Below are 13,006 nucleotides of genomic sequence, written 5' to 3' on the forward strand. Positions count from 1 at the left end.
CTCAGGGAGCGGGGAGACAGCCCCGCAAGCTCCGGGACTCCTCAGGGAGCGGGGAGACAGCCCCGCAAGCTCCGGGACTCCTCAGGGAGCGGGGAGACAGCCCCGCAAGCTCCGGGACTCCTCAGGGAGCGGGGATCAGATCGCGCGTGAGCGCGGTACGTCGGTGTCGGCCTGTCCGAGGATCTTGTTGACGATCTGCACACCCTCGCGCAGGATCTCCCGCTCGTCGGCGGAGAGTTCGGCGAGTCGGTCGCTCAACCACGCCTTGCGTGCGGCGAGTTCGTCGATCACGACATCGACACCCTCCGGCGACAACGTCACGATGGCCTGGCGGCCGTCGGTCGGGTGCGGTTCGCGCTTGATCATCCCCAGATCCGACAGCGACGCGATCACCCGGGTCATGGACGGAGGGCGGACCCGCTCGGCGGCCGCGAGTGCGCCCGGCGTCATCGGTCCTTCGTGGTGGAGGGTGTTGAGGGCGGACAGCTGTGTGAGCGATACGAGTTTGTTCTCGCGCCGACCCCGAAGTCGGCGCGCGAGGCGCACCACGGCGAGGGACAGATCGCCCGACAGACTTCCGTCACCGTATGGTGAATGCATTCACAAAGGGTAGGCCAGGAAAACGGCACCCAGCCCCGACCGCAACCAAATTGCATCGGGCGGACGACACCGAATCGGGCAAACCCGTACGAACGTCGCGCGAGTCCGTCAGCCGATGAGGTCGGAGATGGGTCCGCGCGCGAAGTAGGCCACGAACACCGCGGCGACGAACCAGAGCAACGGGTGCACCGTACGCGCCTTGCCCGCCGCGGTCGCCATCACGACCCAGCTGATGAAGCCGATGCCAATGCCGTTGGCGATCGAGTAGGTGAAGGGCATCGTGACCACGGTCAGGAACGCCGGCAGCGCGAAGTCGAGCCGCTTGAAGTCGACGGTCGTGAGCTGGCCGATCATCATGGCACCGACGACCACCAGCGCGGGGGCGACCGCCTCGAGCGGGATCACCTCGTAGAGCGGTGTCAGGAACATCGCCACCAGGAACAGCACGCCGGTCACGACGTTGGCCAGGCCGGTGCGCGCACCTTCGGCGATACCGGACGCGGACTCGACGAACACGGTGTTCGACGACGCCGAGGCGGCACCGCCGGCAATGGCACCGGTGCCCTCGACCACCAGCGCGCGGCCGATCCCGGGCAGGTTGCCCTTCTCGTCGGCCAGCCCGGCCTCCTTGCCGAGGCCGGTCATCGTGCCCATCGCGTCGAAGAAGTTGGAGAGCACCAGGGCGAACACCAGCACCGACGCCGCCAGCACCCCGATCCGCGTGAATGCACCGAACAGGTCGACGTCGCCGACCAGGCTGAGATCGGGCAGACCGCCGAGGGCGTTCGGGATGTCGGGCACACTCAGGCCCCAGCCCGAAGGGTTGTCGACGCTCGACCCGTAGTCGAAGATCTGCTCCAGCACGATCGACAACACGGTCGTGATGGCGATGCCGATCAGCAGACCGCCGGGGACCCGGCGCACCACCAGGACACCCATCAGCAGCACGCCGACGGCGAAGATCAGGGTGGGGATGGTCGAGATCGAGTTGTCGCTGCCCAGCTGCACGGGCACGGTGGTCCCGGCGGCGTCGGGGATGCGCTTGACGAACCCGGCGTCGACGAAACCGATGAAGGCGATGAACAGACCGATCCCGGCCGCGATCGCAGCCTTCAGTTCCGGGGGCACCGCGTTGAACACCGCGGTGCGGAATCCGGTCACGGCCAGCAACACGATGATGATGCCGTCGACGACCACCAGACCCATCGCCTCGGGCCACGTCACCTGCGGGGCGATCGACACCGCCAGCAGACTGTTGATGCCCAGTCCCGCGGCGATCGCGAACGGATAGTTGGCGACGAGGCCGAACAGGATCGACATCACGCCCGCGACAAGCGCGGTGACCGCGGCGACCTGCGCCAGCGGCAGGACGTTGCCCAGGACGTCGGCGTTCTTGTCGCCGCCCGGGATACCGCCGATGATGATCGGGTTGAGCACCACGATGTAGGCCATCGTGAAGAACGTGACCAGACCGCCGCGGAACTCGCGGTTGAGCGTCGAACCGCGTTCGGAGATCTTGAAGAACCGGTCGAGCGGGCCGTGCGGAACGGCGGAGTCCGGCCCCGGCGTGGTCGCCGGGAAGTCGGGTTCGGTGGGCAGGTGCCCCGTCGGTGCGTCGGCACCCGGGGTGTCGGAGGACCTCAGATCGCGAGACTCACTCGGCTCATCGTGTGGCACGTTCCGAAAGCTACCCTGTTGTCCATGTCCGCGACACCTGAGATCCCCGAACTACCCCGCGCACTGCGCGCCCCGGAGCCGGTGATCGTGGTCGGGATGGTCGCGTGGGTGATCGCCACTGTGCTCGTGGCCGTCACCGATCTCGGCGGCGACCGCGCGCTCCAGATCTGTCTGGTCGGGCTGGCCGTCGGTCTGCTCGGGACGACGATCGTCCTCGTGCAGCGTGCCGGCGTCCGACGCGGTGACCGCGGCGCGCAGGAGGGGCTCGACTAGGGTTCTCGCGGCGCGAACTCGTCGGCGCCCGGTTCGTGATCGAGCACAGCGCGATTGCGGACCATCATCACCGCGAAGTAGAGCGCACCCACGACGATGAGACCGCCGACGATCAGGGTGGGGACCGTCGCCTCGTCGGGCGTGACGAGGACGAAGAGCGCGAAGCACACCCAGATCAGTGCGGCGACGGCGACGGGAAGCTCGTACCGGCCGAGGCTGAAACCGCCCTCCTTGTGGTCCAACCGCTTGCGCACTCCCAGATAGAGGAGAACGATGCCGCCATAGATCAGGGCGGGCAGGATCGTCGAGGCGATGATGAGTTCGATGAGTGCGTCACCGGGCAGGGCCACCATGAGCACCACCCCCACGGCGAGGATGAGCAGGGTCGCCGGGACCGGCGTCTGGGTCGCCGGGTTGACCCGGCGCATCAACCGGTGGGCCGGGAACCGCTGGTCGCGCGCCATCGCGAACACTTGCCGCGAACATGCGGCCATCACCACCATGCCGGCACCGAACATCGCAAACGCTATGCACGCCAGCAGGACTCGCTCAGCAAAAGGACCCAGTTGGTCGCGGATGATCGCCGCGACCGGAGACCCCCCGGCACTCACCGTCGTGACGTCCTTGATGGCGATGGTGAGCACGATCAGGAAGATCAGACCCACCACGGCAGCGGCGACCACCGATGCGACGATGGCGCGCGGGACACTGCGGAACGGGTCCTTGGCCTCCTCGGCGAGGTTGGCCGCGGAATCGAAACCGACCAGCGTGGTCAGGCCCATGACCATCGCGGCCATCACCCCGCCACCGATGGCCCAGTAGTCGGCGGCGCCCTCGGCGACCCCGCGCGAGGCGAGATTGTCGAGATCTCCGCTGCCGGTGAAGATCATCACCGCGCCGAGCCCGATCACCAGGACCGCGACGATGGCCAGCTCGACGGCCACCGCAGCCGAGGTGAACAGACCGAGCAACCGGGTGGACGCGATCACGAGGACCGCCTGCACGACGAGGATGACCAACGTGATCACCCTCGCGGTGTCCTCGTTCTCGGCCATCCCCACCAGTGGCATGAACGCCTGGCTCGCCAGTGCGTTGTCCATCGCCACCACGGCGATCGCGAGATACCAGAAGCTCAGCCAACCGAAGAACCAGCCGATCTTCGGGCCGGCCAGTCTCGATGCCCACTGATACGACGAACCGCTCAGCGCGATTCGCGCGGCGAACTGGGCCACCACGAGCGCGATGAGGGTCTGACCGATCGCCGCGACAATCCACAACCAGATACCGACGGGGCCGGCCGTGGTGAGCACGTCGCCGTAGGTGGCGAACACACCGACGGCGACCGAGATGAACGCGAAGGAGATCGCGAACACCGCGAAACCGCCCAGTGTCCTGCGTAATTCCGGCGCATATCCGCTGTCCTGGAACTCCTCGTCCACACCGGCCGGGGTGGTCAGGTCTTCGGCCATGGTCTGAGTTCCTCTCGGCGGCAACGTGTCAGTCGGGCAGGAGCTCGTCCAACCGCCCGCCGAGGATGCCCACGGCATAACCTAACCGCTCGAACGCCTTGTTCGTGGTCTGTCCGTGGTAATAGCGGTAGTAGATCTGCTGGGCGATGACACCCGCCCGGAAGAGTCCGAACACCTCGTACCAACGCCAGCGTTCGGGAGTCATGTCGAACCCCATCCGCTCGCAGTACTTCTCGACGAATTCTGCGCGACTGATCATGCCGGGCAGGTGCGTCGGGACGCGCCGCATGAGTTGCATGGCCTCCGGATCGTCGGCCTGGATCCAATAGGCCATCGACCCCGCGACATCCATGAGCGGATCGCCCAGGGTCGCCATCTCCCAGTCCAGGATGCCGATGACACGGGTGGGATCGTCGTGGTCGAGGACGACGTTGTCGAGCTTGAAATCGTTGTGGATGACGCAGTTCGCAACATCGTCGGGTTGGTTCTCGGCCAGCCAGGCCATCGTCGGCTCGAAGTCGGGCACGTCGTCGGTGTGGGCGTTGCGGAAACGTGCGGTCCATCCGTCGACCTGGCGGCGTACGTAGCCGTGCCCCTTGCCGAGGTCGGCGAGTCCGGTGCCGCTCGGATCGACCGAGTGGACCTCGACCAGGGTGTCGATGAAGTTGAGGCAGAGCCGGCGCGCCTGCTCGGCATCGAGCGGCACGTCGGCGGGCCATTCGGTCCGCGGGATCACACCGTCGATGCGGCCCATGACGTAGAAGTCCGCGCCGAGCACCGATTCGTCGTCGCAGAACGCGATCATGGGCGCGATGTACCGGATGGCCGTCGCGAGCTCGGACTGAATCCGGTACTCCCGTCCCATGTCGTGCGCGCCACGCGCCTTGGTCCCCCGCGGCGCCCGGCGCAGAATCAGATCCTTTGCCGGATAACGCAGCAGGAATGTGAGGTTCGATGCGCCGCCGCCGAATTGGCGAACCTCCGGGACGGCGTCGAGACCGGCCGGATCCGCAGCGTTGGCCTCGAGCCACTTCGCCACCGCCTCGACGTCGAATGCGTCTTCGGTGCGGACCTCGCTTGCACCCGCGACTTCATCAGTCATCTCGTTCCCCCGATCAGCGGTACTTGCCGAACTCGATGCGCGCAACGACGTTGCGGTGCACCTCGTCCGGGCCGTCGGCCAGGCGCAGCGATCGTGCGCCCACCCAGGCCTGGGCCAGCGGGAAATCATCGGTCATGCCGGCACCGCCGTGCAGTTGGATGGCGAGGTCGATGACGCCGAGCGCCATGTTGGGCACCTCGACCTTGATCTCGCTGACCGCCGACACGGCTTCGCGGGACAGGCCCTGGTCGAGCAGCCACGCCGCGTGATGGACGAGGAGTCGCGACCGGTTGATCGCGATCCGGGCGTCGGCGATGCGCTCGCTGTTGCCGCCGAGACGGGCGAGCTGCTTGCCGAAGGCCTCGCGTGAGAGCGCCCGCCGCACACCGAGTTCCAATGACTTCTCGGCGAGCCCGATCGCCCGCATGCAGTGGTGCACCCGGCCCGGACCGAGCCGCCCCTGCGCGATCTCGAAGGCGCGGCCGGGTCCGAGCAGGATGTTCGACGCGGGGACGCGCACGTTGTCGAAGCTGACCTCACCGTGGCCGAACGGCTCGTCGAAATAGCCCATGGTGGTCAGCATCCGGTCGACGGTCACGCCGGGAGCGTCGATCGGGATGAGCACCATGGTGTGACGCGACTTCCGGTCGGCCTCGGCATCGGTGACGCCCATGAAGATGAGGACCTTGCAGTCGGGATGGCCCACGCCGGTGGAGAACCACTTGGTCCCGTTGATGACGACGTCGTCGCCGTCGAGCACGGCGGTGGCGGCCATGTTGGTGGCGTCGGACGACGCGACGGCCGGCTCCGTCATGCAGAAGGCGCTGCGGATCTCCGCGGTCAGCAATGGCTCGAGCCACTGCTTGCGCTGCTCCTCGGTGCCGTACCGGAGCAGCACCTCCATGTTGCCGGTGTCGGGTGCGTTGCAGTTGAAGATGACGGGCGCGAGCCCCGACGATCCCATCGCCTCGGCGATCGGCGCGTAGTCGGCGTTGGACAGTCCCGCTCCGCCGTCGGTGCCGAAGTCCGCGGCATAACGACCGGCGTGCTCAGCAGGCAGGAAGAGGTTCCACAGCCCCTGCGAGCGTGCCTTCTTCTGCAGGTCGGCGATGATCGGCGACGGCGTCCAGGGGTTGCCGTCCCCGTCGCGACGGGCCTTGATGTCCCGATGGATCTCGGGTTCGACCGGCTCGATCTCGGTGGTCACGAAGTTGCGCACGCGTTCGGTGAGTTCGGCCGACCGCGCTGACGGGGAGAAATCCATACCCGACCGTATCGCGATGAACCGATTACCCGTCATCGTTCCGAGCAAACCGGCGCGCCAGCAGGCGCGGCGACAGTCGCGATGGCGTCGCCGGTCCGGGTGTCGTATTGCCACCACCCTGATCGAACTGTCGGCAAACCCGTCCGGTGGGAACGAAGCCGCCGAATCGAGCTGAGCGGTCTTGACTTCGAACCCGCGCGGCCTGCCGCCCTCACATCGTGGTTGGCGCACTCGCCAGTGATGAGTTCGAATCGACCGCCACGGTCGATTCGAAACGAGCAAGGGGCAGTATGAGTCACATATCGAACCGAACTGCCCCTTCCTGGAGATGCAGAGGCGGATACGGCCAGCTCGCGGCGTGGGTCGACGCCGCCGGCGGACGTCCCGAAAGGCCTGGTCGGCCACACGGTCCAGGTCACCGCGTCGACCGCCGGGATCACATTGTCGAGATCGAGCAGCTCTTACCCGCCGGCCAACGGGTGCCGTCGGCGCAATCGAGTCCGATCCGGTGCGGCGCAAGCCGATGCCGTCTCGGTCCGAGTGAGTACCGCGCTCATAGTGACCTATTGCCGATCCCCGGCGAGATCGCCCGTGCCGCGTCGCGATTCGTACCGGAGCAGGACCCACGTGCACAGTACGACCCAGATCGCCCCGAACAACCATCCGGCCACGACGTCCGTGGCCCAGTGCACGGCGAGTTGTATCCGCGTGAGGCCCACGAGGATCGACAGCACAGGTGCGATCACCAGGACCCAGCGATGCGATCGCACCCAGGCGAAGCAGCGATACGCCGAGACGGCGAACAGCCCGAACACGACCATCGTCATCATCGCGTGCCCGGAGGGGAACGAGAAGGTGTCGATGTTGAGCAGGCGGTCCTCGACGGGCGGGCGGTCCCGCGCGAACGAGTACTTGAGCGCTTGCATCACCGCATAACCGGAAAGCACTCCGGCGCCGACGAAGACGGCGTCGACCCGGTGTCGTGTCGCGGCGAGCGCGACCACGGCCGCCAAGGTCAACACCGTCATCGTCACGGTGTTCCCGAGCAGAGTCACCACTTCGGCGATCGAGATCCATGGCTCCGAACGGTTCTCGACGACCCAGTTCAGAATGTTCTCGTCGATCGTCGTCGGAGAGATGAACATTCCGCCACCCTATCCGGGCTCGATCAGTCGTCTGTTCGATCGACACGCAGCGCTGGACCCCGGCCCGAAACAGGCGTCGCCCAAGTCGCCTGCAAGTACGTCACAAGCGTCACCGCCGACAGTTGTCATCGACACAGCCCGACCCCGTACCGATGAGGACACCGCCGATGACCACGCACCCCGCCCACACCGCCCACCCGATCCAGCTGTTCCTCCCCGGGCAGGCCGCAGCGCCCGACGGGCCGATCGACCCGTTCATGATGTACGTCCTGCATCACGGGTTCCGGCGCGACCTCGCCGACTTCGCCGCCACCGTGCCGGTCACACCCATCGACGACGCTGGGACGTGGCGAGCACTCGCCCGGCGATGGACGATGTTCGCGCACGCGCTGCACCACCACCACACCGGCGAAGATCTCGAACTGTGGCCGCTGCTGCTCGAGCGATGCGACAGCACCGAGCGGGAGGTACTCGAGGCCATGGAGGCCGAGCACGACGAGATCGATCCACTGCTCGAGGAGTGCGCGGCCGGCTTCGCGCGGATGGCCGAACACGCCGACGCCGCCGGCCGCGCCGCTCTCGCGGAGGCGTTGCTGCGCACCGAGGAGGTTCTCGGCCGGCACCTCGCCCACGAGGAGACCGACGCGATCGCGATCGTGCAGCGTCGGCTGACACTGCCGGACTGGGACGCCTTCGAGGAGAAGATGAGCAGACGCGCCGGTCTGGCCGAGACACTTCGTACGTGCCCGCTGATGGCGAAGGGACTCGTCGGCGCCGACCGCGATGCGGTGTACGCCCGCATCCCCGCGATCCTGCGCCTGATGATCAGGCTCGGCGGACCGAGGTTCCGGCGACTCGACGACCGCGCGTTCTACTACAACCCGCGCTGAACAGCGATGCTCGGCGAACTCACCGCGCCAGCGACCGACCGATCACCAGTCGCTGAATCTGATTGGTGCCCTCGAAGATCTGGGTGATCTTGGCCTCGCGCATGTAGCGTTCCACCGGGAAGTCGCGTGTGTAGCCGTACCCGCCGAACACCTGGACCGCGTCGGTGGTCACCTTCATCGCGGCGTCGGTGGCGACGAGCTTGGCGGTCGCGGCCGCGCGCGTGTAGTCGATGCCGGCGTCGCGGCGCCGAGCGGCGTCGAGATAGGTCGCGCGGGCCGAATCGACCGCGGCGGCCATGTCGGCCAGCACGAACGACAGACCCTGGTGGTCGATGATCTTGCGGCCGAACGCGGCTCGCTCCTGCGCGTAATCGACGGCGGCGTCGAGCGCGGCCTGCGCCAGACCGGTCGCCACCGCCGCGATGCCCAGACGCCCCGAATCCAAAGCGGAGAAGGCGATCTGAAGCCCCTGCCCCTCCGACCCGAGCCGACGGCCCTCCTCGATGAACGCGTCGTCGTAGGTGGCGCCGGTCGTCGGGACCGCGTGCAGGCCCATCTTGTCCTCGGGCTTGCCGAAGCTGAGCCCGTCGGTGTCCCGAGCGACGAAGAAGCAGGACACCCCCTTGGAACCCTCACCCGTACGAGCGAAGACGTTGTACACATCGGCGATACCACCGTGCGTGATCCACGCCTTCGCACCGGTCATCGAATAGCCGCCATCGCCGGGCACGGCGCGGCACGCGAGCGCCGCGGCGTCCGAGCCGGCCTGCGGTTCGCTGAGACTGTAGGCGCCGATCAGCTTGCCGTTCAACAGATCCGGCAACCACTGCTGCTTCTGCTCGTCGGTACCGAAGTTGAACAGCGGGTGGCAGGCCAGCCCGTGGACACTCACCGCGACCGCGACCGCGGCCCAGCGCGCGCCGAGTTCCTCGAGCACTTGGAGGTAGACCTCGTACGGCTGGCCGCCACCGTCCCACTCCGTCGGGTACGGCAGGCCGAGCAGCCCCGCCTCGCCCAGTTCGGCGAACAGCCCCTCGGGATACTGACGGTCCTTCTCGTGCTGATCGACGATGGGCGCCATGCGCTTGTCGGCGATGTCGCGGACCAGCGCGATCAGGTCGCGCGCCTCGTCGTTGGGGAGCAGACGATCGACCGGCATCTCAGACCTCCAGGTAACAGCAGCAGATAACCAAACTAGTACTCAAGTCCTTCTCGCGGTACTATTCTTGCATGCCGAACCAGGGTTTCGCGACCCGCCGCCGGGCAGCGCTGTTCGACGCCCTGCTCGAACTGATCCTGCGCGAGGGATTCGCCCACCTGTCGATCGGCTCCATCGCGGCCGAACTCCGATGCTCGAAGTCGACGCTCTACACGCTCGCAGCCAGCAAGGAACAACTGGTCACCGCGACGGTGACCCACTTCTTCCGCACCGCGACCGAGCAGGTCGAGGCCCGGGTCGCAGCGTCGACGGGTCCGCGCGACCGGGTCGTCGCCTACCTCGTCGCGGTCGGCGAGGCACTCGCACCGGCATCGGAGGCGTTCATGCGGGACCTCGACGCGTTCGAACCCGCTCGCGCGCTGTACGAGCGCAACACCGCGGCAGCGTCCTCGCGAGTCCAGGCGCTGATCGCAGACGGGGTCGCGGCGGGTGAGTTCCGCAACGTCGACGCCGCGTTCGCCGCCGACCTGGCGTCATCGATGATGAGCCGGATCCAACGCCGCGAGGTGCGGGCGGCGACCGGGCTCGACGACGCGGCCGCCTACCGCCAGCTCGCGTCGATTCTCACCGCCGGGATCGATGCCGGCGCTTCTCGAGGTGCGTGACACCCGCGGCGTCGACCCACCACTCGACCCGGGCCTCACGGTCGGTGTCGTTGCCGCGCACCGTGACCCACAGTTCGTCGTGCAGCCGGACCTCCGCGTGCGACACCTCGACACCGCGGAGGGTCCCGAAACGCACCACGTCTGGGTGAGACCAACTCACCGCCTCACCGGGCGCGGACACCGACGCCGAATACTCCTCGCTCGCGAGCGGCAGGTCCAGCAGCGTGCCCAGGAGGTCGGCGTCGGACGCGACCACTGTCGAGCCGGCGAGCACGCACTCGTCGTCGGCGAGCACCTGGAGGAGCCAGGGCCGGTCGACGACCACCGCGCGGTCGGCGGCCTCACCGGCCAGCGTGCGCACGCGTTCCGGCACCTCGACCTCATGCGGGTCGACGACACCGCGCCGGCATGCGGCCACGACGGCCGCGTGCACCGACACCGCGGCACCCGCGCTGATCGCCCGGGCCCGATCGCCGAGTCGGGTCAGCAGCAACGTCGCGTCGTCGGAGGAGTCGGGTTCCAGACGGGCGAGGGCGCCGCCGAGTTCGTCGGCGTACGGGTGGTCGAGGGGGTCGATGATGTTCTGCAGGACGTCGTCCGACGGCGATCGGTACTCCCCCAGCAGCAGCCCGTCGACCTCGGCGTGGCGTCGTAACCACCAGGCGGTGTAACCGGCGCGGTCGGCCAACAGCGGCCTGATCCGTTCGTCGGTGGCCATCATGGTCAGCGCCGCCGGCCAGCTCCCCTCGTCGATCAGATCGAGATCCCGGACCGCACTGAGCTTCTCCGGAGCATCGGCGAGTGTTTCCCACCAGTCCTCCTCATCGGGGAGGTCATGCTCGGGCCCGACGGGCAGGTCGTCGTCGACGGTGACGAACCCCCATCCGACGCCGATCCGGCGCAACGGCTCCGCCCCGCACTCCGCGACCATCTCGGTGTCGACGACACCGAACGGGTGGTCGTCGACGAGGACCTCGAGCAGCGGACTGCCGGGCAGCAGGAGTTCATCGGCCGGCCGCAGCTCACCGTCGGCGTCGGGCAGCGCGAGCGCCGACAGCCACGACGGGACCGGCGCATCCGGGTCGGCACGGAGCACGGCGCACACCTCGGCGGCGAGTCCGTCGTCGGCCGCCTCGAAGTCGACCTCCTCGACGAGACTGCGCAACGCCGGGTCCGCGAGCGCCTCGGCCACGGTCAGGTCCGCGACACCGAGTCGCGTCAGCAACTCGTGGCGGGCCTCGGGATGCACAGTGGGAATCCACCGCATCGGCGTCGAGATCCGGTCGCTGACGAACAGGCCGCGAACCCCGATCGCGGTCCGCCCGTCCGACCGCGGGATGGGCAGGGCACCGAGCTCCTCGACCTCGCGCCCGGTCGACACCAGCGGCGCCAGGGCATCGTACAGGTCGTACCACCACGCCGGGTCGCGTTCGATGCCGACGAGCCGTTCGGCCAGCTCCGCAAGTCCCAGTTCCGACACCCCCAGCCGACCCAGCGCCGGGAGGTGCTGTGTCAGTGAGAGATTCGGATGAAGCAGGTCGCCGAAGAGTTCGCCCAGGGTGTCCGCGAGCCGATCGGTCACACCCACGAGCATCACCGTACGCGGCGGCACCAGGTCGGCACCGGCTGCGGCCGGAAGCCAAGCGGCGTCCCGGAGTTCGCGCCGGACCGCCTCGATGAGCCGCGCGTCGTCGGGGTTCCGCGCCAGATGCAGCTCCGGGATCAGGCGCACTCGGCGTGTCGGTTCGACGAGCCGGATCAGATCGACGTAACCCGCTGCCGCGTCGCCGATCTCGGCACGCGGATGGAGGTGTCGCCGGTCGGGCGTGAGGGCGAGGTCGGTGATGCACCGGCACGGCAGGCTGAGTTCGATGTCGGTGGGGGTGGGTGCGCGCAGGACGTCACCGGCCGGCCCGGGTTCACCGTCGGCGTCGACGAGCCAGCGTGTGCCGCCTCGTGCGACCTCGAGCCACCGACGTGTCGCCGGCAGGCCGGTCGATGCGAGATCACCGGCGATGGACACCGTCGTCAGCACCGACCGCGCAGCCTCGTCGTCGACGTCCGGACCGGCCGTCCGCTCCGCCGACACCTCGATGTCGTCGACCGTGATCCGTTGTAGTGCAGTCAGTTCGACGATGAGGTCCGACGCCTGCGCCGGCATCGTCGCGAGGAGCGGACCGGGATCCTCGCGGAGGTGCAGGACCACCTCGGTGTCGAAACCCGGTGCCGGTTCCCGATTCGTCGGCCACACCAGACGGAGGACCGGCACGTCCGCGCTCGAACCGACGCTGATCCCCGCCTCGCGCACCGCGTCCAGCGTTGCGGCCCGGTCGAAGACCACCGACCCCGTGCGGGAACGTATCTCGACACGATCGGCAACCGTCGCTGTCGCGGTGAAACCGACTCCGAACCGGCCGATCTGCCGGTCACCCGGTTCGCCGGACACCTTCGCCGAGACCCGCAGCGCGGCAAGCGAACGCACGCCCGCATCGGTCAGCGGGGCGCCCGTGTTCGCGACATGCAGTGCGGCACCGTCCACCCAGACGGCGAGATGCCCCGCGACACCGGCCGCCGATGCGGCGTCGGCGGCGTTCGCGGCCAGTTCGGTCAACAGCCGATCGCGGTATCCGACGGTCACCAGATCCGACTCGGCCGCCGCGTCCTCGGCGAGCCGCGTGGGCGATGCGGCCCAGGCGTCCAGGGTCGACGACCGGAGTACCGCGGTGCCGAACGGGTCGTCGCTCACGGTCGGGGTGCGCCGG

At 68.3% G+C, this 13,006-nt stretch carries 11 protein-coding genes; 3 read left to right on the forward strand and 8 right to left on the reverse strand.

Annotation, left to right across the window (positions count from 1 at the left end; all coding sequences use genetic code 11):
• Positions 1–135: 135 nt before the first annotated feature.
• Positions 136–600, reverse strand: coding sequence for a MarR family winged helix-turn-helix transcriptional regulator (locus ABIC25_RS05495; protein WP_004020183.1), 465 nt, complete (start codon positions 598–600; stop codon positions 136–138).
• A gap of 108 nt (positions 601–708) precedes the next feature.
• Positions 709–2,277 carry an NCS2 family permease gene (locus tag ABIC25_RS05500; RefSeq protein ID WP_064571275.1) on the reverse strand — a complete coding sequence of 523 codons (1,569 nt, stop codon included), beginning with the start codon at positions 2,275–2,277 and terminating at the stop codon, positions 709–711.
• Positions 2,278–2,301: 24 nt separating this feature from the next.
• Here ABIC25_RS05500 and ABIC25_RS05505 point away from each other — a divergent pair, with 24 nt between their 5' ends.
• Positions 2,302–2,550: a DUF2530 domain-containing protein gene (locus ABIC25_RS05505; RefSeq protein ID WP_064571276.1), complete on the forward strand. Its 249-nt coding sequence runs from the start codon at positions 2,302–2,304 to the stop codon at positions 2,548–2,550.
• Here the strand turns inward: ABIC25_RS05505 and ABIC25_RS05510 are convergent.
• The 4 genes from ABIC25_RS05510 to ABIC25_RS05525 form a co-directional block, all read right to left on the reverse strand.
• The gene (locus tag ABIC25_RS05510; protein ID WP_239402845.1) at positions 2,547–4,019 is read right to left on the reverse strand and encodes an APC family permease; all 1,473 of its coding nucleotides are present in this window, start codon (positions 4,017–4,019) and stop codon (positions 2,547–2,549) included. The two genes, ABIC25_RS05505 and ABIC25_RS05510, sit on opposite strands and share 4 nt — an antisense overlap.
• Before the next feature lie 28 nt (positions 4,020–4,047).
• On the reverse strand, positions 4,048–5,121 hold the full coding sequence (locus ABIC25_RS05515; protein WP_239402844.1) for a phosphotransferase family protein: 1,074 nt from the start codon (positions 5,119–5,121) through the stop codon (positions 4,048–4,050).
• A 13-nt stretch (positions 5,122–5,134) separates the two neighbouring features.
• The gene (locus ABIC25_RS05520; protein ID WP_004020188.1) at positions 5,135–6,385 is read right to left on the reverse strand and encodes an acyl-CoA dehydrogenase family protein; all 1,251 of its coding nucleotides are present in this window, start codon (positions 6,383–6,385) and stop codon (positions 5,135–5,137) included.
• A gap of 563 nt (positions 6,386–6,948) precedes the next feature.
• Positions 6,949–7,530, reverse strand: coding sequence for a phosphatase PAP2 family protein (locus ABIC25_RS05525; RefSeq protein ID WP_354560349.1), 582 nt, complete (start codon positions 7,528–7,530; stop codon positions 6,949–6,951).
• Positions 7,531–7,697: 167 nt separating this feature from the next.
• On the opposite strand from ABIC25_RS05525, the gene ABIC25_RS05530 reads away from it, so the two are divergent.
• Positions 7,698–8,420 carry a hemerythrin domain-containing protein gene (locus ABIC25_RS05530; RefSeq protein ID WP_004020190.1) on the forward strand — a complete coding sequence of 241 codons (723 nt, stop codon included), beginning with the start codon at positions 7,698–7,700 and terminating at the stop codon, positions 8,418–8,420.
• Between the two features lie 19 nt (positions 8,421–8,439).
• Here ABIC25_RS05530 and ABIC25_RS05535 read toward each other — a convergent pair whose 3' ends face one another.
• Positions 8,440–9,579 (reverse strand): acyl-CoA dehydrogenase family protein, encoded by a 1,140-nt coding sequence (locus tag ABIC25_RS05535; RefSeq protein WP_239402839.1) that lies wholly within the window; start codon positions 9,577–9,579, stop codon positions 8,440–8,442.
• 71 nt (positions 9,580–9,650) lie between these two features.
• Here ABIC25_RS05535 and ABIC25_RS05540 point away from each other — a divergent pair, with 71 nt between their 5' ends.
• Positions 9,651–10,244, forward strand: a complete 594-nt coding sequence (locus tag ABIC25_RS05540) for a TetR/AcrR family transcriptional regulator (protein ID WP_004020192.1) — start codon at positions 9,651–9,653, stop codon at positions 10,242–10,244.
• Here ABIC25_RS05540 and ABIC25_RS05545 read toward each other — a convergent pair.
• A complete protein-coding gene (locus tag ABIC25_RS05545; RefSeq protein ID WP_354560351.1) occupies positions 10,204–12,990 on the reverse strand; it encodes a sacsin N-terminal ATP-binding-like domain-containing protein in 2,787 nt (928 codons plus the stop codon). The two genes, ABIC25_RS05540 and ABIC25_RS05545, sit on opposite strands and share 41 nt — an antisense overlap.
• Positions 12,991–13,006: the final 16 nt, after the last annotated feature.

This window comes from Gordonia sp. PvP123, assembly GCF_040547295.1.
GTDB classification, from domain to species: domain Bacteria; phylum Actinomycetota; class Actinomycetes; order Mycobacteriales; family Mycobacteriaceae; genus Gordonia; species Gordonia terrae.